Below are 25,224 nucleotides of genomic sequence, written 5' to 3'. Positions count from 1 at the left end.
CAGGAATCCTTATATATAGAACTCGGTCCGCGTAGAACTCGGTCCGCGACGCGGCGCAAGCATGCGGTCCGTTCAGTCCGCATGGTCCGCATGGTCCGCACCGTCGGACCAGCCAGCATATTTGATACAGCCGGAATATTCAATACAGTCAACGCAGTCGGAGCAGTAAATGACCATCGGCGTCCCTAACGAAACCTGTCCGGGCGAACGGCGTGTATCCATCGTTCCGGCCGGGGTTGGCGCCCTGGTACGGGCAGGTTGCGCCGTCCGGGTTTCCGCAGGAGCGGGCCGTGAGGCGGGCATCTCGGACGCAGACTATGAAGCGGCCGGTGCCAGGGTTGTACCGGATCGTGGATCGGTATTTTCTGAAGCAGACGTGATCGTGCAGGTCAGAGGGGGCGGAGCCAATCCCGACTCGGGTATGGCGGACGTCGAGCTGCTGCGCGAGGGACAGGTACTGATCGGGTTTCTGGAACCGCTGTCCGCCGCCGCCGAGATCCGGGCGCTTTCAGACCGTCGCGCAACCGCCTGCGCCATGGAGTTGATCCCGAGGACCTCCCGGGCGCAGAGCATGGACGCCCTTTCCTCCCAGGCCAATATCGGCGGGTACAAGGCCGCGCTAATGGCGGCCGAATTCCTCCCGAAACTGTTCCCCATGATGATGACGGCGGCCGGGACCATCACGCCCGCCCATGTCTTCGTGGTGGGTGTCGGCGTGGCGGGCCTGCAGGCCATTGCGACCTGCAAGCGGCTGGGCGCCGTGATCCAGGCCTACGACGTGCGGCCGGCCGTCAAAGAACAGGTCCAGAGTGTCGGGGCACGATTCGTGGAGCTGGAGCTCGACACCGCGGAATCCGAAGGATCGGGGGGTTATGCACAGGCCATGGACGAGCAGTTCTACGAGAAACAGCGGGAGATGATGGCCCGCGTCGTATCCGAGAACGACGTGGTGATCACCACGGCCGCCGTACCCGGAAAGCCGGCGCCCGTGCTGGTGACGGAAGACATGGTCAAGAGCATGAGTCCCGGCTCGGTCGTGATCGACCTGGCGGCGGAACGGGGGGGAAACTGCGAGATCACGGAGCCGGGCAAGACCGTCGTCAAACACGGCGTGACCCTCGTGGGCGAATTGAACCTGCCTTCGACCGTGCCCTTTCACGCCAGCCAGATGTATTCCAACAACATCGTGAACTTCCTGAAGCTGATGATCAACGACGGCGCGCTGGACGCGACCGTGGACGACGATATCGTGCAGGGCGCGACCGTTACCCGCGACGGCGAGATCGTCAACGAACTGGTCCGTTCCGTACTTGACGGTACCGGCTGAGCTGGCTTGTACCGGCGAACGAATCGAGGAGTGCCACATGGGTGAAACCATTGCCATATTGACCATTTTCGTCCTGGCGGTGTTCGTCGGATTCGAAGTCATCACCAAGGTCCCGCCCATTCTCCACACGCCGCTGATGTCCGGCTCGAACGCCATATCGGGGATCACGATCATCGGCGCCATCCTCTCGGCCGGAACCCAGTACTCTACGCTGACCACGGTCCTCGGAACCGCCGCCGTGGTTTTCGCCACGATCAACGTGGTCGGCGGCTACCTCGTGACCAACCGCATGCTGGACATGTTCAAGAGAAAGGAGTAGGCGGATGTCCCCCGATCTCGTCCGCTTCGCCTATCTCGTCGCCGCCTCCCTGTTCGTATTCGGGCTGAAGGGCCTCTCACATCCCCGCACCGCGGTGCGGGGCAACCGCCTGAGTGCCCTGGGCATGTTCATAGCCATCGTGGTGACACTGATCGACCAGCAGATCGTCCGGTTCGAGTTCATCGTCGCGGGTATCGTCCTCGGCGGAGCGATCGGCGCCATCTGGGCGCTCAAGGTGCCCATGACCGCCATGCCGCAGTTCGTGGGACTGTGCAACGGTTTCGGCGGCGGGGCGTCGGTGCTCGTGGCCGGCGCGGCCTACGTCGAGGCAGCGCTGCGGTCCGCGGACACGATTTCGATGCAGTTCGGCATCGCGACCATGGCGTCCGGACTGATCGGCGGCGTGACTTTCTGGGGTAGCCTGATCGCCTTTGGCAAACTGCAGGGCATCGTCTCCGAAAAAGCGGTTCGCTTCACCGGAGATCACGTGCTCAAAGGGCTCTTCCTGTTGGCCGGACTGGCGGCGGGCGTCCTCTGCATCCTGCAGCCGGAGAACACCATGTACTTCTGGATCATGGTGGCGATCGCTTCCGTCCTGGGCATACTGCTCGTGGTGCCCATCGGCGGCGCGGACATGCCGGTGGTCATCGCCCTGCTCAACTCCTATTCGGGCATGGCCGCCGCGGCGACGGGCTTCGTGCTGTCCAACAACGTGCTGATCATTTCGGGATCGCTCGTCGGCGCTTCCGGATTCATCCTTACGAGCATCATGTGCAAGGCCATGAACCGGTCGCTCGCCAACGTGATGTTCGCGGGCGTCGGCGGCGATGCGGGCGGCGACGACGCGGGTCCTGCCGACGATCTCTACGAAGGCAAAGTGAAATCCACCACCGCCGAGGAGGTCGCCATGGTGCTCGACAGCGCGCGGCGCGTGGTGTTCGTCCCCGGCTACGGCATGGCGGTGGCCCAGGCGCAGCACGCCGTGCGCGACCTGGCCAATCAACTGGAGGCCGACGGCATCGAAGTGGAGTTCGCAATCCATCCCGTTGCGGGCCGCATGCCCGGACACATGAACGTGTTGCTGGCCGAAGCGGACGTCCCCTACGACCGCCTGAAGGAGATGGACGAGGCCAATACGGGTTTCGAACAGACCGACGTAACCATCGTCATCGGCGCCAACGACGTGGTCAATCCCCTGGCCCGCGACGCGGCGGACACGCCGCTGACCGGCATGCCGATCCTGAACGTGGACAAGTCGCGGACCGTCGTGGTCATCAAGCGCAGCCTGAGCCCGGGCTTCGCCGGCATACCCAATCCGCTCTTCGCCGCGGACAACTGCCTGATGCTCTTCGCCGACGGCAAGGATGCGGTGCAGGAACTGACGGCGGCGGTGAACGAAATCTGACCGCGGTGCACCGGGAATGATGGAATCAGCAACACATACCGGAAGGACGACCCGATGGCCGTGCTAGGCACGCCGCTGTCCCCTTCGGCGACCCGGGTGCTGATGTGCGGCTCGGGCGAACTGGGCAAGGAAGTGGTCATCGAGTTCCAGCGGCTGGGCGTGGAAGTGGTCGCGGTCGACCGTTACGCCAACGCGCCGGCCATGCAGGTGGCCCACCGCTCCCATGTCGTGGACATGCTGGATCCATCCGCCCTGCGCACGGTGATCGAGCGGGAAAACCCCGATTTCGTCGTACCCGAAATAGAAGCCATCGCCACCGGCGCACTGGTGGACCTGGAATCGGAAGGATACCACGTCGTTCCCACGGCGCGGGCCGTCCACCTGACCATGAACCGGGAAGGGATACGCCGGCTGGCTGCGGAGGAACTCGGCCTTCCCACGTCGCCCTATCGCTTCGCCGAGACCCGCGAAGCCTACGAACGTGCGGTGCGCGAGATCGGCCTGCCCTGCGTCATCAAGCCCGTCATGAGCTCATCCGGCAAGGGACAGAGCACGGTGCGCCACGCATCGGAGGCGGCCGGCGCCTGGCAGCGCGCGCACGACGAGGCCCGCGGCGGCGCGGGCAAGGTGATCGTAGAGGGATTCGTCGAATTCGACTACGAAATCACGCTCCTGACAGTGCGCCACGCGGGCGGCACGGGTTTCTGCCTGCCCATCGGCCACGAGCAGGTCGATGGAGACTACCGGTACTCCTGGCAGCCCCAGCCCATGAGCGAGAAGGCGTGGGCGGAAGCCAGGCGGACGGCTTCAGCGGTCACCACCGCACTCGGTGGCCGTGGCGTATTTGGCGTTGAGTTGTTCATCAGGGGCGATGAAGTGGTCTTCAGCGAAGTCTCGCCCCGCCCCCACGATACGGGCATGGTCACGCTCATCTCGCAGGACCTGTCCGAGTTCGCCCTGCACGCACGGGCCGTGCTGGGTCTTCCGATCCCGGAGATCCACCAGCATGGTCCTTCCGCGTCGGCAGCCCTCGTGGTGGAAGGCGAGTCCGACCGGATGAAGTTCGGCAACCTGGGTACCGCCCTTGCCGAGCCGGACACCGGCCTGTTTCTCTTCGGCAAGCCCGAGGTCTCCGGTCACCGGCGCCTTGGCGTAGCCGTCGCCCGGGGCGATGACATCGACGCGGCCCGCGCGAAAGCGGTCCGGGCCATGGAATCCGTGCGCGTCGAACTGTAGTGCGCCGATTGTGGTGCGACGCTGTACTGGGAGACGGACGGGGAGTTCGCTGGCGGTGACTTGCCGCAGACGGCAACGCCCGGATCTCGGGAGAAAGGAGGGATGATGCACAGTCAAGCGGAACAGCAGATCAATGTGGATGACCGGGACTGGCGCGCCCTCACCCGGGGCGAGCGGGTCCGGATGATCGAGGAGGAGGGCTACCTGATCATCCCGGACTGGATCTCACCGGACCACCTGGCCGAGTTGAAAGCGGAAAGCGAAAGACTCGAAACCGTCGGACGGGACTACAGCGAAAAGCAGCGGGGCTGCAGGGATCCGCATCTTGCCAGTCCGAAGCTGGCCGAACTCATCGCCTTCGAACCCACGGTGGGGTTCCTGGAGGAGTTGTTCGGCGACCGCCTGGTTTTCATTCACTATACCTACGACCGGTCCGAACCCGGCACGCCGGGGATCAGTCTCCATACGGACGGCCAGCCCTACGGCTCAAAGATATTCGGGTACGAGGGAAGCTGCCCAATTACCGTCCGGGTACTCTACTACCTCGACGACCTGACGCTGGACGTCTCGCCCTTCCGGGTCGTTCCCAGGTCCCATCTCTGCATGCACGCGGACGCCCACCCGTACAAGCGGTACGAGCGCCATCCCGAGGAGGTGGTCGTACCCTGCACAGCGGGATCGGCGTTGTTCCTGAATCACCGGACGTTCCACGGCACGCTGCCCAACAGAGGCAACCGGTCTCGGGCCATGCTCGCGGTGGCCTACCGGCCGGCCTGGGCCGGACCGATCGTCGACGTGGAGCCGCGGGATCCGTCGGACCTGGAAAGTATGCCCGATTCCGTCCGGCCCTTCCTGGGTGATCCCAGCATGCGAACCTACGAGTTCGGCGTCGGCAACAAGCCGGAGGGCATGTCGGACAGTGCGCCCGGGATGAACCCGAGCCGCTGGGAACGGCGGTCATAGCGGGGGGACGGCCGGAACAGGAAGGCCTGATCCGCGAACCCGACGGCCGCGAAACCACGGTGCCCTGGTCCGCATAGGGCAGTAATCGAATTGCAACCATAGGAGCAACCACATGCCTAAGGCCCTTTTCGTCTGGGGTGGTTGGGAAGGACACGAACCCAGGCAGTCTCAGGACATCTTCATCCCGCTGCTCGAATCGGAAGGATACGATATCACACAGAGCGACACGCTCGCCGCCTACCTGGACGCGGAAGCCATGCCCACGTATGATCTCATCGTTCAGACCGTGACCATGAGCACGATCACCGGCGCCCAGGAAAAGGCGCTCCTGGATACGGTGTCCGCCGGGGCCGGGTTCGGCGGCTGGCACGGCGGGCAGGCGGACGCCTTCCGCAACAACACGAATTACCAGTACATGGTGGGTGGACAGTGGGTGTCCCATCCGGGCGGCATCATCGACTACGAAGTCAACGTCACCGATCACGACGACCCCGTGACGGCCGGGCTGGACGACTTCGCCATGCACTCGGAACAGTACTACATGCACGTCGATCCGTCCAATCACGTGCTCGCGACCACGACCTTCAGCGGGGATCACGACGCCTGGATCGACGGCACGGTGATGCCCGTGGCGTGGAAAAGGCCGTGGGGCAAGGGGAAGGTATTCCACTGTTCGCTGGGTCACGTCGCCAGTGATTTCGACGTGCCCGAGGCGCGGGAAATCGTCCGTCGCGGGCTGATCTGGTGCACGCGTTGATTTTATTCTTTACTTTGTTGACCTAAATAGGTATATTATCGTGGCCAATAGACGGATCAGGCCACTGATCTCACCATCATATATCTACAGCAAGCCCTTTGCAGGAGGACTGTCATGGCGTTACGTTTAATGGACGAAGCCCCGGATTTCACCGCTGAAACCACCGAGGGAACGATTCGTTTTCACGAATGGCTCGGGGACGGCTGGGGCATACTCTTTTCCCATCCTGCGGATTACACGCCGGTCTGCACCACGGAACTGGGTTACATGGCCAACATCGCCCACGAGTTCGCCCGGCGAAACGTCAAGATCCTGGCCATCAGCGTGGATCCCCTCGATTCCCACCGCGGCTGGATCGGCGACATCAACGAGACGCAGAACGCGAACGTGAGCTACCCGCTGATCGCGGATCCTGACCAGGAAGTCGCCCAGCTCTACGACATGATCCATCCGAACGCCGACGACAAGATGACCGTACGTTCGGTGTTCGTCATCGGTCCGGACAAGAAGATCAAGCTGATGCTGACCTACCCCGCGTCCACGGGCCGGAATTTCGACGAGATCCTGCGCGTCGTGGATTCCCTCCAGTTGACGGCTCATCACAAGCTCGCCACGCCGGTGAACTGGACCAGCGGCGAAGATTGCATCATCGTGCCGGCGGTCACGGACGAGGAAGCGGACCAGACCTACTCCGACATCCGCCGCGTGAAGCCCTACCTGCGCTACGTGAAGCAGCCCCAGGGCTGATTGCGGCCGCGGACGGCCGTTACAGTAAGGAAAAAGGAAGAAAAAGGCACCTCGACAGGGGTGCCTTTTTTTATTTGAAAATATGTGCTTGACAGGCGTTCCTTTATCTCTTAATATGATATCATAATAATATCAATATGTTATCCATAGACAGGTATTTCGAGGAGGGAAGCAATGATTACGGAACGAAGCCCGTTGAAATTCAGCGGCTGGAGGGCGTTGGTCTGGCTGATCGTCCTGTTTCCTTTGACGTTAGTGGTCATGGACTGGGTCATCACGTTCAATCCACCCGTACTGGAGCAGGAAATGAGCGTCAGAGACGTGCTCCTGCTGGTGTTTATCTTCATACCGGTCCTCGCCGTGTTGGGATTCTGCTTCAAGGGATTCTTCACGCTGGAACCGAACGAAGCTAGTGTGCTTACGCTGTTCGGCAAATACACGGGGACGGTGAGGGAGCAGGGATTCTGGTGGGTGAATCCCCTCAACAGCAAGGCGAAGATCTCACTGCGAGCCAGGAATTTCGACAGCGAGCGACTGAAGGTGAACGACAAAAACGGCAACCCGATCGAGATCTCGGCCGTCGTGGTCTGGCGCGTGGAAGATACGGCCCAGGCGAGTTTCGATGTGGACGATTTCGTCGAATACATACAGGTACAGTCCGAATCGGCCATTCGCCATTTAGCCACCAGCTATCCCTATGACCTGACCGAGGGGGAGACCGCCAGCCTGAGGTCCTCCATAGAGGAAGTGTCCGAAGCGCTCGGAAACGAAATACGGGAACGGGTCGCGGCGGCCGGGGTTTCGGTATCGGAAGCGCGGATCAACCACCTGGCCTACGCCCCGGAAATCGCGCAGGTGATGCTGCAGCGGCAGCAGGCCGATGCCATCATCGCCGCCCGCCAGAAGATCGTGGACGGCGCGGTGGGCATGGTGGAGATGGCCCTGGAAAGACTGAAGGACCAGCATGTAGTCGACCTGGACGAAGAACGCAAGGCCGCCATGGTGAGCAATCTCCTCACCGTGCTCTGCAGCGAGTCGTCCACGCAGCCTATCGTCAATACCGGTTCGCTGTACTGACGGGGCTTCAGGGAAACGTTCGATCGTGCCGGATAAAAAGAAACCCCTGCTGCTGCGAATCAACACCGAGCTCTGGAATGACCTCAACGCCTGGGCAAAGGATGAATTGCGTAGCGTGAACGCCCAGATTGAGTATATATTGAGGGCGGAAGTGCACAAACGGAGGAAGCGGCGGCGGCGCGAGGAAGATTGAAGGATTCGAAACGTGTGCAGGTAAACATGTGAGGTGTACAAAGGAAACGCGCGGCCAGGCCTGGGCGAATTGTCCTGGGTGGCCAGACAGGAGCCGCGCGCTGGACCGGGAGGCCACTGGCTTGGCAGTAGAGATAAATACGAACCTGGATCGGTTCGAAACAACGGGATTCGTGATCCTGAAGGGGTTCTATCCCGATAGGGTGGTGGAGGCGGCCCGGCGCGACGCCGGCGAACTCGTGGACAGGTTCGCGGACCGGCTGATGGCGGCCGGCAAGATCTCGAGAGACCACGGCGATGCGCCCTTCGAGACGCGCCTGGCCCGGATCTGCGAGGACGCCCCGGACGACGCGCCCCACATCTTCCGCAAGGAGCTCCACCTGGCGGGCATGTACGAGGTTTTCTTCCATCCGCCGCTGCTGGACATCGTGGAAACCCTACTGGGCGAGGAACTTCGGCTCTATCCCAACTACTCCATCCGCCCCAAGCTGCCCGACCACGCCCCGACGCTCGTCCTCTGGCACCAGGACGGCGGATATACCTACAAGGTCCACCGCGACGGCGATCACAGCGCGGAGACGGTGGACGCCCTGCGCATGATCAACGTATGGTCTCCCCTGGTCCCCGCCCGCGAGGACAACGGGTGCATGCAGTTCATCCCCGGTACGCACCGGATTGGCATGGCCCGGCACGAAGACCGCGAATACTACCTCGAAATTAAGCAGGAGGACCTGGCGCCCTACGTGGACCAGGCCGTGTCCATCGAAATGGACCCGGGAGACATCGTCCTCTTCCATAACATGCTCTACCACCAGGGACTGCCCAACCGCTCCGATCAGGTCAGGTGGAGCATGGACTGGCGTTACCAGGATGCACGGCAGCCGACGCTGCGCAGCACCACGGGGCATCTCGCCCGCAGCCGCCTGCATCCCGAAAAGGTCGTACGCGACGCCGGGGACTGGGTCCGCCGGTCGTTTCAGTAGCCGGTCCTCTTCCCGCGAACAGGATGCCGTATTGCTCAATCTCACCGATACCGGTCTCGTATTCCTCCGCGAACTCCGCGGCGCCCTGCGTGAACGCTCCATCGTCATCAACGTCGTCCTGGTGCCCCTGTTCATGTACCCGGTCCTCCTCTGGCTGGCCTACACGGGGCTGTCCTTCGTCATCGGCCAGACCGAGAACTTCACGGCCCGCGTGATGATCGTGGGCGACGTGGGAGAAGACGCTGCCCTCGTCCGCGAAATCGAGGCCGCGGACCGCCTGGAACGCGTGGACCGCGCTGAAGGGGTGGACCGTCCTGGACTTGTGACGGCCGCAGACCCGCAAGCCGCCGAGGAAGCGATTCGCGACGGCCAGCTGGATCTCCTGGTCGAACTCGCGCTCCGCGAGGGGGGTGAAGCGGACGACATCGAGGTCCGGATGACCGGCGACTCTTCGAAGGACCGGAGCCGGATCGCCATGAGCCGGGTCGAAGACGTCGTCAACCGCCACCGGACGGCCTACCTGGAAAGGGCGGGAAGGGAACGCGGGCTGGCCGGCCCGGCCTACCAGATGATCTGGATTGAACGGGAGAACGTTTCCTCCAGCCGGGACATGGGACGTTTCATCCTGGGGATGGCGGTCCCCATCCTCGTCATCATCATGCTGATCGTGGGCGGCATGTATCCCGCCCTGGACGCGACGGCCGGAGAACGCGAGCGATCCACGTGGGAGACCACGTTGACGGCGGCGACGGACCGCGTGAACGTCCTCGCCGGAAAGTACCTGTACGTGGCCACGCTTTCGACCACGGCCGGCATGCTGAATTTCCTGGCTATGAGCCTGTCCATGCGCACCCTCATGGCGCCGCTCTTGGGCGACCGGATCCAGGACCTGAGCTTCACGATCCCGTGGTCCGCCGTTCCGCTGATCTTCGTGGTGATCGTGCTCCTCGCCCTGTTCGTCTCCGCCTTCCTCATGGTCGTGGCCAGCTTCGCCCGGACGTTCAAGGACGCCCAGTCCCTGGCGGGTCCCTTCGTAACCGTCATGATCCTGGTGCCGGCGGTCTTCATGCAGTTCCCCGGCCTGGAACTCACGACCTGGCTGGCCTGCGTGCCCATCATAAACGTCTGTCTGGTGTTCCGGGAAGCCATCGGCGGGGTCTATCACTGGCCCCAGATCGGCCTCACTTTGCTGATGGAAGTCCTGTACATCTGGATCATTCTGCGGATCGCCGCGGCGATCACCCGTTACGAAGACATCATGACCGGCAGCTATGAAGGCGGGCTGGGCGGTTTCCTGAAACACCGGCTTTTACGCCGCAACCCCTCAAGAGGATGGCAACCGTGAACGATCCCGTATTCGTGAAGGACCTGAGCAAGACCTATTACGATGAATCCCGCGGTCCCGTGCACGCCGTGCGGCAGATCGATTTCACCTGCCGTCCCGGCGAGATCTTCGGGTTGCTGGGTGCGAACGGCGCCGGCAAGACGACGACGCTGCGCATGCTGACGACGATACTCAAGCCCTCGGCCGGCACCGCGCAGATCATGGGATTCGACGTGGCCGAGGAACCCGTGGAAGTCCGTAAACACGTCGGGTTCTATTCGGCCACCACCGCGTTGTACCCCCGCCTTACCGCGAGAGAAACCATCGAATTTTTCGCCCGGATCAACGGATACGACGCCTCACGGACGCCCGCCAGGGTCGATGAACTCGTCGAGCGCTTCGGGATCGAGGAATATGCCCGCGCCCGCATAGACAAGCTCTCCAGCGGGATGAAGCAGAAGGTGGCGATCGCCCGGACCCTGGCTCACGATCCGCCGATCCTGGTCTTCGACGAGCCCACCGTCGGCCTCGACGTGCTGAACGCCCTGGAAATGCAGGCCATATTGACCGAACTGAAAGCACAGGGCAAGACCATCCTGTTCTCCACCCACATCATGAGCGAAGCGGAAAAACTGTGCGACCGGATCGCCATCATCCACGAGGGACGGATCCTGGCTTCCGGCACCCTTGAAGCGCTTCGCGAGCGGACCGGGGCGCACTACCTCGAAGACATCTTCGTCTCCTTCATCCAAGAGGCCGCATGAACCGCGCAAAGATCGGACTGCTGTACAAGCACGAAATGCGCATGCTGCTGCGAGACCGCCGGACGGTGGTATTGAGCATCCTCCTGCCGCTCCTCGTATTGCCGGCGATCCTCTTCGGCTTCAAATTCATGAACGAATGGCGCAGTGATCAGCTGGATACGACGACGTATCGATACGTCGTGGTGGGCGCCTACGCCGACTCCGTCCGGACGCTCATCGCCAGGGGCGAACTGCACGCGGCGGGCAGTCCGGCCGAGAACGGGGATCCGGCCGAGAACGGGGATCCGGCCGAGAACGCGGGGCCCGCCGAAACCGGGGATGAGGACCGGCGGCCGGCCACTTTTCTGGAGGTGGAGGCCGCGATGCCCGATTCGAGCCTGGAAGCCGGCGACCTGGATTTCTACCTGGAAGCCCTGACCGGATCCGAAGCCGATTCGCTCGACCTGGCCCGCGCCGCGGCCGACACCACGGAAACCGGAGACGAAGCCGACGCCACGGAACCCGGGGACGAAGCCGGCGTTGTGGTGACCGTGGCGGACGAGCGGTATCCGGGTGTCCCCGTGGTCAGGGTCTACTACCGCGCAAACCGGGACGATTCCAGAAGGGGCAGCGCCCTGTTGGTGGATCGGATGGTCGACGCGAGGAAACAGGACCGCGCCGAAGCGCTGCGCGTAAGCGGGCTCGAGGCTGATCCCGAAGAAGCCATCCGGCTGTCAAGGGTGGATGTTGCCACGCCGGATCAGGCGGCGGGGTTCTACTTCGGACGACTGCTGCCGCTGCTACTCGTTTTTCTCACGCTCACCGGTGCGTCGGTGGCGGCTATGGACAGTGTCGCGGGCGAGAAGGAGCGGGGTTCGCTCGAAACCCTCCTGACCACGTCGGTCCGCCGGATCGAGATCATTGCCGCCAAACAATTGACGATCCTGTCCGTCGCACTCTTCATCACCCTGGCACAGGCGGGGAACCTCTTCGTGTACCTCGGCCTCGGGTTGATCGAACTCCCCGCGGAAATGGACATCGAAGTATCGCCCGTCGCCGTGCTGGTGTTGTTCGCTCTCTACATTCCCGTGGCCATCGTGGTCTCGTCCCTCCTGCTGCTGATCTCGGCTTATGCCAAGACCTACCGGGAGACGCAGCTCTACCTCCTGCCGGTTTTTCTCGGACTCATGGTCCTGACGGCGGCGGGGCTGCTCCCGGCGGTATCCCTGCGCTCGCTGATCGCCGTGGTGCCGATCGCGAACGTCAGCGTGGCCGTGCGGGAAATCATGGTCGGTCATTACGACATCCCCATGCTCCTTGTAGCCTGCGCATCCATGCTGCTTGCCGCCTTCCTGCTGCTCCGACGGTCGTCCCGCATGCTGGACAAGGAAAGGCTCGTCACCGCGCAGGACATGGACGAGGCGGACCTGGCAGGGGGCGCCGCGCTGTTCCCCAGGCGGGTGCTCCTGTGGTTTCTCGGCATGTGGGCCATTGTCATCATCGCCCCTTCGAACGTAGACGCGCTGACCCGGCTCGAAGGGCAGTGGGCCTTCAATATGTTCGGCGTCTTCTTCCTGGGCTCGCTGCTCATGATCCGGGTACACCGGCTCGACTGGCGCCAGGCCCTGGCGATCCGCCCGGTTAGGCCCCAGGTATGGCTGGCGGTGCTGCTCCTGGTGCCGTCGACCCTGTTGACAGGGATCTTCGTCGTGGAACTGTCCAGCGCGTTCCTGCCCTTCCCGGAGGAAATGCTGGAACAGTTCGCCAGCGAGCTGTTGCCGGAAGACTTTCCCCTGTGGCAGATCATGCTCATGATGGCCATTACGCCTGGGATCGTGGAAGAAATGGCCTTCAGGGGCCTGCTGCTTCACGGACTGCACCGCCGGCTGAGACCCGTCGTACTCATCCTGGTAGTCGGCATTATATTCGGACTGTTCCACCAGGCCCTGTTCCGCATCATTCCGACGACCTACCTGGGCGTGGTAATCACCACCGTGGCGGTCCTTTCCGGCTCGATCTTCCCGTGCATGCTGCTTCACGCAGGCAACAACGCATTCGCCTTCCTCCTTTACCGCTATGGCGTCGAGATCGAGACCTGGCCCCCGGAGCTGCTCCTGCTGAACCTGCCCGTGTTTGTCTTCGCGCTCTATCTGCTGTACCGGTACCGTACGCCCTATCCGGGCCTGTTGCCCTTCAGGAAAGGGGTAAGCGCAGGTCCGGCGAACGAGCGTATGCAGCCATAGCGATTGGTATTGCCTCCCGTGGCCGACGGACATATATTGGCTCCGGTCTTTCGCGATATCCCTGATCCTGCCCTGAATCGGGCTCCGGCTGCAATCCTTCCAGTACATGTCACGATCCGCACAACATCCGTTTTTCCTTTTTCTCCGGGTCATGCTGAAGAACCCGCTGAGCGTGTGCGCCCTGACGCCCAGTTCGAGAATGCTCGCCCGGGCCATGGCCAGGGGATTGAAAATCAAGGCCAACGAATCCGTCATGGAACTGGGTCCGGGGACGGGTGCGCTCACGGACCAGATTCGGCATATCCTCCCCGATGACGACGGATATATCGGCATAGAACTCGAACTACGGTTCGTTCACCTGCTGCGGGATCGGTTTCCGAACCTTCGCTTCGAACACGACACCGTCACCCGGGCGTTCCAGGTGCACGCGGATACGGGCGTACCACCGGTCAAGGCCGTCATCTGCGGGCTGTCCATATCCACCATGCCGGTTCCGATAATCGACGAGCTCATCGACAACCTGGACCAGCTGCTGGGGCCCGGTTCCGTATTCCGCATGTTTCAGTACGTCCACGCCTACTATCTGCCCTCGGCAGTACGGTTTCGCCGCCGCATGACCCCGCTGTTCTCCGACTACCGTTGCGAATCGCTCGTCGTGAGGAACCTGCCCCCGGCTTTTGTCCTGACCTGGACCCGCTAGCACCTGGCGGCAAACGCCGATATTTTAAAGTTTTACCATGCACGTTTGTAGTATAAGATGACTTCCGTCGTCGCACTGGCGGACAGTGCGGACATGTCGCATGGCCGCGGTGGATTGTCGCCGGCGGTGTATTGGCATGGCGGAAGACGCAAACGCAAAGCTTTTGGATTCGATCTGCACCACGCGCAGGAAGGAACCGTTGCAAATATGCATTTGAAATCCCTTGTCCCGCCGATTTTCGCCCTGATCGCCGTCTTCGCGCTGTCCGTCGATACCGCGCTCGCCCAGACGAGCGCCGACGCGCCTGCCGTCCCCGCCATGGAGGCGGCGCAACGCACCGGGCCCATTGCGATCGACGGCAGGCTGGATGAAGCGGCCTGGGCCGTGGCCATTCCAGCGACGCGGTTCGTCCAAAGGGAACCCGTTGAAGGCGTCGAACCCGGAGAGGACACCGAGGTCCGTGTACTTTACGACGACGGCGCCATCTACATCGGCGCCCGGATGTACGACGATCACCCGGAGCGTATCGGCAGGCAACTCGTCCGGCGGGATGAACGGGGCGCCTTCGACCTGCTCTCCGTTTCCATTGATCCGAACAACGACCGCCTGACCGGATACCAGTTCCGCGTGAGCGCCGCCGGGGCACAGCGTGACGCCTATCTCTACGACGACGTGCGGCAAGACGACGCGTGGGACGCCGTATGGGAATCCGGCGTGGCGATCGACGAACAGGGCTGGGTCGCCGAGATGAGGATACCGCTCAACCAGATAAGGTATGAGACGACGGACGGCGCCCAGTCCTGGGGCATCAACTTCATGCGCCGGTGCCTGGCCACGAATGAGATCATCGACTTCGCCCTCCAGTCCCGCCAGCGTTATGGAAGGGTCAGCGTCCTCGGCCGCCTGAACGGCCTGGTCCTTCCTACAGAGGCCAGCCGCCTGGAGATCCGTCCATACATCCTCGCCAGCGCCCGGACCGCCCGGGCCGAACAGGGGAACCCCTTCTTCGACGGATCCGACTTCAGTGGGCGGGGAGGGTTCGGTCTGCGTTACGGACTCAGTCCATCCTACCACATGGTCCTAACCGTCAACCCGGACTTCGGGCAGGTGGAAGTGGATCCCGCCGTCATAAACCTTTCGGCCTTCGAGACGTTTTTCCGGGAACAGCGGCCGTTTTTCGTGTTAGACGCCCAGGAGTTTGAGTTCGGCCTGTCGGGCCGGGATGAACTGTACTACAGCCGGCGGATCGGGCGGCAACCACGAGGGGGTACGCCAGACGGTGCGGATTTCGCCGACATACCCACGGAGACCAGCATTCTCGGCGCGGCCAAGATCACCGGGCGGTCGCCGGGTGGCGTGTCCATCGGCGCCCTGGCCGCGGTTACGGGCCGGGAAAAGGGCAGGGCCCATTCGATTGCGAACGGCAGGATCCCGGAATTTACGGTCGAACCCCGGGCGGAATTCGGCGTTTTCCGGATCCGCAAGGACTACAGGAACGGCGCCAGCCAACTCGGAGCCGTCGGCTCGTTAGTGCACCGGGCCCTTCCCGACGACGGCGCTTTCGACTACCTCACGTCGGAGGCTTTTTCCGGTGGGGTGGATTTCGAACACAATTGGGGAGGAGCGCGTTCGCGGGACTGGGCCGCTTACGGCTACCTGGCCGGCAGCCGCGTCCAGGGAAGCACAGACGCGCTGATCCGGCTGCAGCGGTCCAGCAATCATTACTTCCAGCGTCCCGACGCCACGCGGTTGGCCGTGGATTCCACCGCCACCTCCATGAACGGCTACAACTGGCGGCTGCAGTTCGCCCGCCGGGACGCCGAACATTGGACCGGAGCGGTCTGGTTCGCCCAGATATCGCCCGGGTTCGAGATCAACGACCTGGGGTTCTCCCGCTCGAGTGAACGACTCGACGGCGGCGCGCGTATCCAGTACCAGAACATCACGCCGGGTCGCTTCTTCCGAAATTACGAGTTCAGTTTCTTTTCCTTCTACAACTTCCGGCACGAAGCCCTAGACGATCCGTGGTCCTGGTCGTCGTGGCGGAACAATTACAAGAACGGCAGCTTTTGGGCGGGGGCCGAATTCGAACTCAACAATTACTGGGAAGTTCGGTTCGACTCCAGTTACAGCCCCACCGAGTTCAGCGACACGCGGACCCGGGGCGGTCCTGTGATGGAGAACCCCGGATCCTATTCATCCCGCCTCTACCTCAGATCGGACCGGAGGAAACCGATCTACCTGGGGACGGGAATCGATTACGAGCGATCCCAGCGGGGCGGCCATGAGTGGGAAGCGGAAGTCGAAGCCACGATTCGCCCGACCCCGAATTGGGAACTGGAAGTTTCGCCTAATTTCAGCTGGGAGCGGAACGCGGCCCAGTATGTTACCCGGACCGACGCCGTGCCCTTCGCGCCTACATACGGCAGCCGTTACGTGTTCTCGGACCTGGAGCGGCGTTCCTTATCCCTGGAAACCCGGTTGAACGTGGCCTTTTCGCCCGACCTGACTTTGCAACTGTATGCACAGCCCCTGCTTTCCTCGGGAGACTACTTGAACTACAAGCAGTTGCTCAGGGCGAGCAGTTTCGATTTCGACGTGCTGGACGAGGGCACGCGTTCCTTCATCGATCCGGCGGACGGCTACAGGTACCTCGACTTCGACGGGGACGGCATGCCCGATATCAATTTCTCGGACCGTGATTTCAACATCCAGTCCCTGCGCATGAACGTGGTGCTGCGCTGGGAGTACCGCCCCGGTTCCCGGGTGTTTCTCGTCTGGCAGCAGACCCGAAGCGAGCGGGACGAAAACGGGACGCTGGACATCGGCAGGGATTTCGGCAACCTATTCGGCGTGGAATCAGAGAACATCTTCATCGTCAAGTTCAACTACTGGTTCGGCGTGTGAATGCGGACGGACAGCTGGACCCACATCCGGATGCGGCTTGACACCGGGACGTTTCTTGGACCATATTGTGCTTGTATACCTGTTCCGCCGCATGAAGCCCGAGCGGCCTTCGCCGGCTGAGATGGTCGATAGAGCCGGCATCGACGAACCTGGATAGCACGGCATCTGTCCGCGCGAACCGAAACACACCATGAAGACTTCTCAACACACCATGAAATCAATGCGCGCCACCTTACTGTCGCTAGCGATCCTGTTCGCCATCGGTGCCGGCACCTGGTCCGTACACGGTCAGGCGGTCCGTACCGATTACATGGAGACCGAACTGGTCGTGGAGACAACGTCCATCAAACCCGGGCAGCCTTTCTGGGCCGGCCTGAGGATGAAGATGGACGAGCACTGGCACACCTACTGGCGCAATCCCGCCGATTCGGGTCTGCCCACGAAGATACACTGGACGCTGCCTGATGGATTCCAGGCCGGAGAGATCAACTGGCCCTATCCCCAGAAGATCGAACTCGACATCCTGGCCAGCTACGGCTACGAGGGCGAGACGCTCCTGCTCGTGGAAATCACGCCACCGGCCGACCTGGCACCCGGCGGGACGGTCGACGTCGGAGCCTTCGCGTCCTGGCTGGTCTGCGCGGACATCTGTCTCCCAGGAGAATCCGGATACCAGGTGACGCTGCCCGTTTCCCCGGACGCGCCCCAGGCCGATGATCGATGGACCGATCTCTTTACCCGCACCCGGGAGAACCTTCCGGTCGCGGTCCCCGGATGGCATGTCGAGGCCGCCATCTCCGATTCCACCGTGGCGCTGCACGCCGCGCCGCCCGAATGGTTCCCGGGTAACCTTACCAGCGCCGATTTCTACCCCTACAATGCAGACCTGATCGACTACATATCTCCCCAGAAACTGGAGAAGACGGAGACTGGGTACCTGTTGACGATGCGCCGGTCGGGCTTCTACACGGGCAGGCCGCAGCAGATCACGGGCGTACTGGTGTCCGCGGATGGATGGCGTGGCCCCGGATCGGAGCGTGCCATGGCCGTGAGTGCCGTCTATTCGGACGAACTTCCGGCGGCGGTCGCCGTAATCGGACCGGCGGGTTCAGGCGACGTATCGGTGGTATCGGGCCTTGCGGCCACGGCGGTTTCCGGCGATCTCGTATCCGGCCTGTGGCAAGCCCTGCTCTTCGCCCTCGTCGGCGGCATGATCCTCAACCTGATGCCCTGCGTCCTCCCAGTGTTGTCTATCAAGGTGCTCGGATTCATCCACCAGGCGGGCGACGACCCGGCAAAGGCCCGCAGGCACGGCCTGGTCTTCACCGCGGGCGTCCTGGTTTCCTTTCTCGCATTGGCGGCCGTCCTGATCGCCCTACGGGCCGGGGGAGAGCAGCTGGGCTGGGGATTCCAGCTCCAGTCGCCGGCCTTCATCGTCGTTCTGTCGGTCATCATATTCATGTTCGGCCTGAGTCTCTTCGGCGTCTTCGAGATCGGCACGTCGCTGGTCGGGCTCGGCGGGCGGATGGATTCGGGGAGCGGACTCGGCGGATCCTTCCTGAGCGGCGTCCTGGCCACGGTCGTGGCCACGCCGTGCACCGCGCCGTTCATGGGCGTTGCCCTGGGATACGCCCTGACGCAGTCGGCGGTCCAGTCCCTGGCGATCTTCGGGTTCCTCGGCCTGGGCATGGCCCTGCCCTACCTGACCCTGTCATCTGTACCCGTCCTCCTGCGGTATGTGCCGAAACCCGGCGCGTGGATGGAATCCTTCAAACAGTTCATGGGTTTCCTCATGATGGCCACCGTGGTCTGGTTGCTCTGGGTGCTGAACCTCCAGACGGACCCCAACCTGGTCGCCCTGGTGATGGTCCTGCTGGTGCTGGTAGCCCTTGGAAGCTGGATTCTCGGCCGCTGGGGAGGCATCGCTGCCGGAAGCCGTTCGAGGATAGCTGCCCGTGCTGCCGCCGCGGTGATCATCATCGCGAGCATGGTAACCGTACTGAGCCAGGTGCCGGCACCGGCCAAGGCGGAACGGACCGCCGCGGCTACGACATACAGCGCGGGGCTGGAATGGGAACCCTTCTCCCGGCAGTTGGTGCGGGACCTGCGCACTTCCGGGAAGTCGGTTTTCGTGGACTTCACCGCGGCCTGGTGCCTGAGCTGCCAGGTCAACAAGCGCGTGGCGCTGAGCGACAGCCGCGTGGTGGAGCAGTTCGAGACCCTGGGCGTGGTCCCGGTCCAGGCCGACTGGACGTCAAGGGACCCCGAGATCACGCAGGCGCTCGCCGAATTCGGTCGCAACAGCGTCCCACTGTATGTGCTGTATACGGGCGGTCCGGATTCCGAACCGGAGATCCTGCCTGAACTGCTCACACCCGGCCTGGTGCTGGATGCGTTGCAGAAGGTGGAAAGCGGGAGCGCTGCCATCAGGTAGAATTTGAAGTAGTTTGACGTTACTATTCACAAGGAGGATGTTCATGAAGAGGATCTTGATTCCGGCAGCCGTGGTGGCCGTTGCCGCCGCGTTCCTGCTGGTTAACTTCTCCACACCGATGGCCGCCGGAGAAGCCAAGGTGGGAAACGCGGCACCGGATTTCACGCTGACGGACACGAACGGCAACAGCGTGACGCTTTCGGACTACAGCGGCAAGTACGTGGTCCTGGAGTGGATCAACTACGACTGTCCCTTCGTGGCCAAGCACTACGACGCCAAGAACATGCAGGGCCTGCAGGACAAGTACCGCGAGCAGGGCGTGGTCTGGCTGGCCGTCAACTCGTCGGCCGAAGGCAAGCAGGGCCAGTTTTCCAATGAAGAAATCCACAAGCGCCTGAAGAAGCACGCGTCGACCGTGGACGCCTACCTGCTCGATGGCAACGGCGACGTCGGCAGGGCGTACGGCGCCACTCACACGCCCCACATGTACATCATCAACCCGGAAGGCACGCTGATCTACATGGGCGCCATCGACAGCATCAACTCGGCCAACATCGCCGACATACCCAAGGCCGACAATTACGTCGTCATGGCCCTGGACGCGGTTTTTGCCGGCAATGAAGTGCCCGTCGAGATGACCCGGGCCTACGGCTGTACGGTGAAGTACTAGAGGAATTCGCGGGTCGCGCCATCGGCCTGTAGAATTCGGAATTATCCAATTGCCGTTGTTGCCGCACTTGTGGTGACAACGGCAATTTCTGTAATTATGGGAAGGAAGAAACCAGGTCCGGTCAACGTATAGTTACCTTTGACTACGCTCCTCCGTTTTCTATATTCCTGAACACGTGATTTTGTATTCCACCGACGCCGGAACGGGCCGTATCCGTTCGTGGCGACTGGATACACAGTGAGGCGGAGCAAGCCGCCAGGAGACCGCCATGGCCATGTTCGGCGACCCGGAAGACTTCGTCGTGATGAGCGAGCGCGAGAAATACCTCTATGACCTTCAGGGGTTTCTCGTGGTCCGCAGCCTGCTTTCCTCCGATGAAGTGCGGGCGCTGAACGACGCCCTGGACGCTCATCCCGACCGGACCGGCGAGCACGGACCGGGCGGCGCGCTGGACGGCACTCCGCTGGCGGGCCCCGACACGCAGTACGTCCACTACGAAGGGATGCTGACCTGGGACCCGCCCTGGTGCCAGCCCTTCCGCGACCTGCTTGCTCACCCGAAGCTGATTCCCTATCTGAATACCATGATGGGCCGGGGCTGGAAACTTGACCACAACATCGACGTGCTCACCTCGAAGCCGGGCGCCCAGGGCACGCCCTTCCACGGCAACAGTACGGGGAAGTTTGCCGGGTCCACCTACTACATGTACGACGACGGCCGCATGCGGAGCGGACTGATCGTCTGCCAGTTTTACCTGACCGATGTAGATCCGGATGACGGCGGGCTGACCGTGATACCGGGCAGCCACAAGGCCAATTTCCCCATGCCGGGATACGTCCGCCACTACGAGGACCACCGGGAAATCTTCCATCACGTCACTGTGAAAGCCGGCGATCTGGTGATCTTCAACGAGGCCACGACCCACGGCGCGCTGCCGTGGAGGGGAAAGGGTGAGCGACGCTGCGTGCTCCACCGGTACATCCCGAAATACATGCATTACGAAGGCGGCGTATATGAAACGCGCCTGCCCGAATGGACGAATGAGCTCACCGAAGCCCAGCGCGCGGTCCTGGAACCCCCGTACATCTACAACCGCCCCCTGATCGAGGACGACGGCGAATCGATCGTACGTCCCCGCAGGGAGGGGATCTGAATCGAACCAGTCCACATGAACCCGTCCACGCCATTCGCCACCATGGAACCCCATGAGCAGTACCTCTTCGACTTGCAGGGGTTCATCGTGGTGCGCAAGGCCCTTGCGCCCCAGCAGGTTGCGGCACTGAACGAGGCCCTGGACGCCAATCGAGACAAGCGGAAGGACGATACAGCGAGCAGCACGAGCAAGGCGCTCAAAGGCACGCAGCTCCGCGGGCTCTATGAAGGCATGCTGACGTGGGAGCAGCCCTGGTGCCGGCCATTCCGCGAGGTGCTGGCCAATCCGAGGATCATCCCTTATCTGAACACCCTGCTGGGCCGGGGGTGGAAGATGGATCACAGTCCCTTCATCTTCACGTCCGCGGCGGGGACCGAGGGACTGCGCCTTCACGGGTACGGTCAGGCCGAATACAACGGATCCCGGTCCTACCACTACCAGAACGGCGCCATGCGTTGCGGGCTGATCAACTGCCAGTACCAGCTGAGCGACGTGAACCCGGGCGACGGCGGGCTGTGCGTCGTCCCGGGCAGCCACAAGGCGAACTTCACCCTTCCGGACGAAATCTCCCGCTACGAGGCCGATCAGGATATCGTGTACCACGTGCCCATGAAGGCCGGCGACCTGGTCATCTTCAACGAGGCCACGACCCACGGTACGCTGCCGTGGAAGGGGCAGGGAGAGCGCCGCTCGCTGTTCTACCGGTACACCCCGAAGTACATGCATTATACCGGCGGTGTGTTTGAAACTGGCCTGCCGGAGTGGACGAAAGAACTCAACGAAGCCCAGCGGGCCGTGATCGAACCGCCGTATGTGTATCACCGTCCCTTGATCGACGACGACGGTAGGACGCTTTCGACCCCTCGGCGCGAGGGAGAGTAAAGGGAAACCCATGACCGGAAACGAAGCCATTGCGAAGATCCTGAAGGCGGAGGGGCTGGACTGGTTCAGCTGTTTCCCCCACCATCCCCTCATCGACGCCTGCGCGATCGAGGGCTTGCGTCCCATTCTCTGCCGGCAGGAACGGGCCGGCGTCAATATCGCCGACGGATTCAGCCGGATTCGGAACGGGAAAACCATCGGCGTCTTCATGATGCAGATGGGGCCGGGTGCGGAGAACGCCTTCGGCGGGGTGGCCCAGGCCTACGCGGATTCGGTGCCCGTCCTGCTGCTGCCCGGCGGTCCGCCGCGGTCCCGTGCGGGCGCCGACCTGGCCTTCGAATCGGTAGAAAACTACCGGGGCATCACCAAGTGGGTCTCGAACATCAACTCGGCGGCCCGGATTCCGGAAATGATGGGGCGGGCGTACAGCCTGCTGAAGCAAGGCAAGCCGGGGCCGGTCATGCTGGAGATCCCCGGGGACGTGGGCGAGGAGGAGATCCCTGACGACGCCTTTGACTACACCCCCATTAAACCATTCAAGAGCGGCGCATCGCCCGAGGACGTCCGGGATCTGGTTTCGGCCCTGCTGAAGTCCAGATGCCCGGTCATCAGCGCCGGCCAGGGCGTGCTGTACGCCGAGGCCACCGATGCGCTGATCGAGTTCGCCGAATGGACGAAGACCCCGATCATGACCACGTTGGCCGGCAAGAGCGCCTTCCCCGAAACCCATCCCCTGTCCCTGGGCACGGGAGCGGCCTCCCATTCCCTGATGGTGGCGGAATACCTGAAGAAGACCGATTTCTTCTTCGGCATCGGCACGAGCATGACTTCAGGGTTCAAATCGGATGTGCCGGCGGGCGCGGCGCTCGCCCAGTGCGTCGTCAGCCACGGGGACCTGAACAAGGAGCACCGCGTCGACTACGGCGCGGTGGGCGACGCGGGGGTGGTGCTGCGGCAGATGGTCGAGGAAGCGAAACGTCAGCTCGACGGGCGGCCCCGGGACGATGAGCGGGGCGATATCGAGGAGATCGCACGGCTCAAGGCGGCGTGGCTGGCCGAATGGGAACCCCGTTTCCGCTCCGACGAGGTGCCCCTGAGCCCGTACCGCGTGTTCCGGGAGATCGCCGGGGTAGTGGACGGCAGGCGCACGATCATCACCCACGATTCGGGGTATCCGCGGGAGCAGCTCGCACCCTTCTGGGAGACCGATACGCCCCGGGGCTATATCGGCTGGGGCGCTTCCACGCAGCTGGGCTACGGGCTGGGACTGGCCATCGGCGCCAAGATCGCCGACCCGGAGAAACAGGTCGTCAACGTCATGGGAGACGCCGCCTTCGGCATGGCCGGGCTGGACGTGGAGACCGCCGTGCGTTCGGAGATCCCCATCATTACGGTAATCCTGAACAACGGGGTCATGACCCACTACGACCATCACATGGCCTACGCATCGGAACGCTGGGGGAGCAATCGGCTGGGTGGGGATTACGCCGCCATCGGGGCAGGGCTGGGTGCTTACGCCGAGAAGGTGACGACGCCCGACCAGATCGCTCCGGCGATACAGCGAGCGGTGGAAGCCAACCGCGAGGGCCGGCCGGCAGTCATCGAGACGATCACCAAGGTGGAAGAGCACACGTCGAGGTATTGAAAGGAGACCGCCGGAGCGCCATGCCCAGAATCCTGATCGGCACCTACTTCCAGGAAACCAACGACTTCCATCCCAACGATACGGTGTATGAAGATTTCTGTATCCTGCGCGGCCGCGAGATGCTGAAGGGTCCGGTCGGCCTCGAGGACCCGGATGACCAGGGCGGCGCGGACAGCCTCGGTGGCGTGGTCGGCGGTGCCGTCGATACCCTTTCCGCTCGGGAAGGCATGGAAATCGTGCCCACTTACAGCGCTGCCATGGGGGCGGGCGGTACGATCACGCAGGCGTGCTTCGAGCGGACCACGTCGGAGTTGCTCGACGCGATCGAACGGCACAGGACCGGCGCCGACGGCGTTTACCTGAACCTGCACGGCGCCATGGCGGCGGAAACCGAAAAGGATCCGGAAGGGTACGTCCTGCGGGAGGTGCGACGGATCGTCGGACCCCACGTGCCCGTGGTCGCTTCCTTCGACATGCACGGCACGATCACCCGGCGCATGCTGTCCCACATGGACGCCTGCGCCATCCTGCACACCTATCCCCACATCGACTGGTACGAAACGGGCGCGCGGGCCGCCGGGGTGCTGCTGCGCATCCTCGACGGGGCCCGGCCCGTGATCGCCAGCGTGTATACGCCCACCATGGTCAGAGGCGACGAGCTCAAGACGGCCACCGGCGTGCACGGCACGTTCATCCGGTACCTGGAGCGCCTGGAGGAACGGGACGACGTGCTCGCCGGGGGGATCATGCTGGGCCACCCGCCGACGGACTGCCCGGAACAGGGCTCCCGCGTCGTCGTGATCACGGACGGCAACCGGGACCTGGCGGTGCGGGAGGCCCTGCATATCGGCCGGAGCTTCTGGAACATGCGGTCCCACATGCAGTGCGTGCTGCACAGTGTAGAGGAGGGCATCCGCATCGCCGCGCAGGCGAAAGGAACGGTCGTTTTCGCCGATGCCGCCGACGCCACCAGTTCGGGCGCGCCGGGCACGAGCAACACCATCCTGAAGGGGTTCCTCGAGAGCGACTACCGGGGCAGCGTGCTGTTCCCCATCCGCGACGATCCCGCGGTCGCGCGCGCCATGGATGCGGGTGTCGGACAGACCATTACCGTCCCCCTGGGCGGAACGCGGGACCCGCGCTTTATCCCGGTGGAAGTCACCGCCACGGTGGAAGTGCTGGGCCGGCGGGACGACGTTCCCATCGCGGTGCTGCAGTGCCGGAACGTCACGATTTTCCTGGCGGCTTCCGGTCCCCTGCTGTGCGACCGTTGGATGTATCCCGCCTTCGGCCAGGACCCGAAACGCTTCGACGTCGTGGTCAAGAAACTGCCCCATACGCCGGACGCGTGGTACGACGACTGGGCGGAACGGACCATCACCATCGATTCGCCGGGGGCGGCGAGTCCCAACATCCCCACGCTTGGCCACCAGTACGTCCCCCGACCCATCTACCCCCTCGATCCGGACATGACCTGCACGCCGGAAGTGGAGGTGTTCGAATAAAGCCGAGCGGCT

At 63.0% G+C, this 25,224-nt stretch carries 21 protein-coding genes; all 21 read left to right on the top strand.

All coding sequences use genetic code 11. The annotated features are described in order from the left end of the window. Nucleotides 1-169: 169 nt before the first annotated feature. The 21 genes from F4X08_06785 (at nucleotide 170) to F4X08_06685 (ending at nucleotide 25,212) form a co-directional block, all read left to right on the top strand. Entirely contained in the window at nucleotides 170-1,327 is a 1,158-nt protein-coding gene (locus F4X08_06785) for a Re/Si-specific NAD(P)(+) transhydrogenase subunit alpha (protein MYD25501.1), read from the top strand. A gap of 37 nt (nucleotides 1,328-1,364) precedes the next feature. Beyond that, the gene (locus F4X08_06780; protein ID MYD25500.1) at nucleotides 1,365-1,646 is read left to right on the top strand and encodes an NAD(P) transhydrogenase subunit alpha; all 282 of its coding nucleotides are present in this window, start codon (nucleotides 1,365-1,367) and stop codon (nucleotides 1,644-1,646) included. 4 nt (nucleotides 1,647-1,650) lie between these two features. Next, complete coding sequence (locus F4X08_06775) at nucleotides 1,651-3,051, top strand: NAD(P)(+) transhydrogenase (Re/Si-specific) subunit beta (GenBank protein MYD25499.1); 1,401 nt, start codon at nucleotides 1,651-1,653, stop codon at nucleotides 3,049-3,051. A gap of 54 nt (nucleotides 3,052-3,105) precedes the next feature. Further along, nucleotides 3,106-4,287 carry a formate-dependent phosphoribosylglycinamide formyltransferase gene (purT, locus tag F4X08_06770; GenBank protein MYD25498.1) on the top strand — a complete coding sequence of 394 codons (1,182 nt, stop codon included), beginning with the start codon at nucleotides 3,106-3,108 and terminating at the stop codon, nucleotides 4,285-4,287. 105 nt (nucleotides 4,288-4,392) lie between these two features. Beyond that, nucleotides 4,393-5,250 (top strand): phytanoyl-CoA dioxygenase family protein, encoded by an 858-nt coding sequence (locus tag F4X08_06765; protein ID MYD25497.1) that lies wholly within the window; start codon nucleotides 4,393-4,395, stop codon nucleotides 5,248-5,250. A 112-nt stretch (nucleotides 5,251-5,362) separates the two neighbouring features. Next, nucleotides 5,363-6,007 (top strand): ThuA domain-containing protein, encoded by a 645-nt coding sequence (locus F4X08_06760; protein MYD25496.1) that lies wholly within the window; start codon nucleotides 5,363-5,365, stop codon nucleotides 6,005-6,007. Between the two features lie 114 nt (nucleotides 6,008-6,121). Continuing rightward, the gene (locus F4X08_06755; protein MYD25495.1) at nucleotides 6,122-6,754 is read left to right on the top strand and encodes a peroxiredoxin; all 633 of its coding nucleotides are present in this window, start codon (nucleotides 6,122-6,124) and stop codon (nucleotides 6,752-6,754) included. Between the two features lie 261 nt (nucleotides 6,755-7,015). Next, nucleotides 7,016-7,831, top strand: a complete 816-nt coding sequence (locus F4X08_06750; protein ID MYD25494.1) for an SPFH domain-containing protein — start codon at nucleotides 7,016-7,018, stop codon at nucleotides 7,829-7,831. 22 nt (nucleotides 7,832-7,853) lie between these two features. Further along, on the top strand, nucleotides 7,854-8,024 hold the full coding sequence (locus F4X08_06745; GenBank protein MYD25493.1) for an Arc family DNA-binding protein: 171 nt from the start codon (nucleotides 7,854-7,856) through the stop codon (nucleotides 8,022-8,024). Continuing rightward, nucleotides 8,020-9,006, top strand: coding sequence for a phytanoyl-CoA dioxygenase family protein (locus F4X08_06740; protein ID MYD25492.1), 987 nt, complete (start codon nucleotides 8,020-8,022; stop codon nucleotides 9,004-9,006). Before F4X08_06745 ends, F4X08_06740 begins: the two co-directional genes overlap by 5 nt. After that, nucleotides 8,894-10,351 (top strand): ABC transporter permease, encoded by a 1,458-nt coding sequence (locus F4X08_06735; GenBank protein ID MYD25491.1) that lies wholly within the window; start codon nucleotides 8,894-8,896, stop codon nucleotides 10,349-10,351. Before F4X08_06740 ends, F4X08_06735 begins: the two co-directional genes overlap by 113 nt. Continuing rightward, nucleotides 10,339-11,094: an ABC transporter ATP-binding protein gene (locus F4X08_06730; GenBank protein ID MYD25490.1), complete on the top strand. Its 756-nt coding sequence runs from the start codon at nucleotides 10,339-10,341 to the stop codon at nucleotides 11,092-11,094. The genes F4X08_06735 and F4X08_06730 overlap by 13 nt, the downstream gene beginning before the upstream one ends. Further along, nucleotides 11,091-13,316 carry a CPBP family intramembrane metalloprotease gene (locus F4X08_06725; GenBank protein ID MYD25489.1) on the top strand — a complete coding sequence of 742 codons (2,226 nt, stop codon included), beginning with the start codon at nucleotides 11,091-11,093 and terminating at the stop codon, nucleotides 13,314-13,316. The genes F4X08_06730 and F4X08_06725 overlap by 4 nt, the downstream gene beginning before the upstream one ends. Before the next feature lie 106 nt (nucleotides 13,317-13,422). After that, a complete protein-coding gene (locus F4X08_06720; protein MYD25488.1) occupies nucleotides 13,423-14,016 on the top strand; it encodes a hypothetical protein in 594 nt (197 codons plus the stop codon). 57 nt (nucleotides 14,017-14,073) lie between these two features. Continuing rightward, on the top strand, nucleotides 14,074-16,923 hold the full coding sequence (locus F4X08_06715) for a carbohydrate binding family 9 domain-containing protein (GenBank protein ID MYD25487.1): 2,850 nt from the start codon (nucleotides 14,074-14,076) through the stop codon (nucleotides 16,921-16,923). Between the two features lie 211 nt (nucleotides 16,924-17,134). After that, nucleotides 17,135-19,357 (top strand): thiol:disulfide interchange protein, encoded by a 2,223-nt coding sequence (locus F4X08_06710; protein ID MYD25486.1) that lies wholly within the window; start codon nucleotides 17,135-17,137, stop codon nucleotides 19,355-19,357. 43 nt (nucleotides 19,358-19,400) lie between these two features. Next, the gene (locus F4X08_06705) at nucleotides 19,401-20,027 is read left to right on the top strand and encodes a thioredoxin family protein (GenBank protein ID MYD25485.1); all 627 of its coding nucleotides are present in this window, start codon (nucleotides 19,401-19,403) and stop codon (nucleotides 20,025-20,027) included. A 304-nt stretch (nucleotides 20,028-20,331) separates the two neighbouring features. Continuing rightward, nucleotides 20,332-21,180 (top strand): phytanoyl-CoA dioxygenase family protein, encoded by an 849-nt coding sequence (locus F4X08_06700; protein ID MYD25484.1) that lies wholly within the window; start codon nucleotides 20,332-20,334, stop codon nucleotides 21,178-21,180. 42 nt (nucleotides 21,181-21,222) lie between these two features. After that, the gene (locus tag F4X08_06695; protein ID MYD25483.1) at nucleotides 21,223-22,062 is read left to right on the top strand and encodes a phytanoyl-CoA dioxygenase family protein; all 840 of its coding nucleotides are present in this window, start codon (nucleotides 21,223-21,225) and stop codon (nucleotides 22,060-22,062) included. A 10-nt stretch (nucleotides 22,063-22,072) separates the two neighbouring features. After that, a complete protein-coding gene (locus F4X08_06690) occupies nucleotides 22,073-23,707 on the top strand; it encodes a thiamine pyrophosphate-requiring protein (GenBank protein ID MYD25482.1) in 1,635 nt (544 codons plus the stop codon). A gap of 20 nt (nucleotides 23,708-23,727) precedes the next feature. After that, nucleotides 23,728-25,212 carry a M81 family metallopeptidase gene (locus F4X08_06685; GenBank protein MYD25481.1) on the top strand — a complete coding sequence of 495 codons (1,485 nt, stop codon included), beginning with the start codon at nucleotides 23,728-23,730 and terminating at the stop codon, nucleotides 25,210-25,212. Nucleotides 25,213-25,224 lie beyond the last annotated feature (12 nt).

The sequence above is a fragment of the Gemmatimonadota bacterium genome, from assembly GCA_009841265.1.
GTDB lineage: Bacteria > JAAXHH01 > JAAXHH01 > JAAXHH01 > JAAXHH01 > JAAXHH01.
Note: the sequence above shows the minus strand (reverse complement) of the source record. Positions and strands in the feature narration are given on the sequence as shown.

What these genes read in the sequence shown, in the direction of transcription:
- F4X08_06785 (MYD25501.1), top strand. Translation starts at nt 170, where the DNA reads ATGACCATCGGCGTCCCTAACGAAACCTGTCCGGGCGAACGGCGTGTA.
- F4X08_06780 (MYD25500.1), top strand. Translation starts at nt 1,365, where the DNA reads ATGGGTGAAACCATTGCCATATTGACCATTTTCGTCCTGGCGGTGTTC.
- F4X08_06775 (MYD25499.1), top strand. Translation starts at nt 1,651, where the DNA reads ATGTCCCCCGATCTCGTCCGCTTCGCCTATCTCGTCGCCGCCTCCCTG.
- purT (MYD25498.1), top strand. Translation starts at nt 3,106, where the DNA reads ATGGCCGTGCTAGGCACGCCGCTGTCCCCTTCGGCGACCCGGGTGCTG.
- F4X08_06765 (MYD25497.1), top strand. Translation starts at nt 4,393, where the DNA reads ATGCACAGTCAAGCGGAACAGCAGATCAATGTGGATGACCGGGACTGG.
- F4X08_06760 (MYD25496.1), top strand. Translation starts at nt 5,363, where the DNA reads ATGCCTAAGGCCCTTTTCGTCTGGGGTGGTTGGGAAGGACACGAACCC.
- F4X08_06755 (MYD25495.1), top strand. Translation starts at nt 6,122, where the DNA reads ATGGCGTTACGTTTAATGGACGAAGCCCCGGATTTCACCGCTGAAACC.
- F4X08_06750 (MYD25494.1), top strand. Translation starts at nt 7,016, where the DNA reads ATGGACTGGGTCATCACGTTCAATCCACCCGTACTGGAGCAGGAAATG.
- F4X08_06735 (MYD25491.1), top strand. Translation starts at nt 8,894, where the DNA reads ATGCACGGCAGCCGACGCTGCGCAGCACCACGGGGCATCTCGCCCGCA.
- F4X08_06730 (MYD25490.1), top strand. Translation starts at nt 10,339, where the DNA reads ATGGCAACCGTGAACGATCCCGTATTCGTGAAGGACCTGAGCAAGACC.
- F4X08_06725 (MYD25489.1), top strand. Translation starts at nt 11,091, where the DNA reads ATGAACCGCGCAAAGATCGGACTGCTGTACAAGCACGAAATGCGCATG.
- F4X08_06720 (MYD25488.1), top strand. Translation starts at nt 13,423, where the DNA reads ATGTCACGATCCGCACAACATCCGTTTTTCCTTTTTCTCCGGGTCATG.
- F4X08_06715 (MYD25487.1), top strand. Translation starts at nt 14,074, where the DNA reads ATGACTTCCGTCGTCGCACTGGCGGACAGTGCGGACATGTCGCATGGC.
- F4X08_06710 (MYD25486.1), top strand. Translation starts at nt 17,135, where the DNA reads ATGAAATCAATGCGCGCCACCTTACTGTCGCTAGCGATCCTGTTCGCC.
- F4X08_06705 (MYD25485.1), top strand. Translation starts at nt 19,401, where the DNA reads ATGAAGAGGATCTTGATTCCGGCAGCCGTGGTGGCCGTTGCCGCCGCG.
- F4X08_06700 (MYD25484.1), top strand. Translation starts at nt 20,332, where the DNA reads ATGAGCGAGCGCGAGAAATACCTCTATGACCTTCAGGGGTTTCTCGTG.
- F4X08_06695 (MYD25483.1), top strand. Translation starts at nt 21,223, where the DNA reads ATGGAACCCCATGAGCAGTACCTCTTCGACTTGCAGGGGTTCATCGTG.
- F4X08_06690 (MYD25482.1), top strand. Translation starts at nt 22,073, where the DNA reads ATGACCGGAAACGAAGCCATTGCGAAGATCCTGAAGGCGGAGGGGCTG.
- F4X08_06685 (MYD25481.1), top strand. Translation starts at nt 23,728, where the DNA reads ATGCCCAGAATCCTGATCGGCACCTACTTCCAGGAAACCAACGACTTC.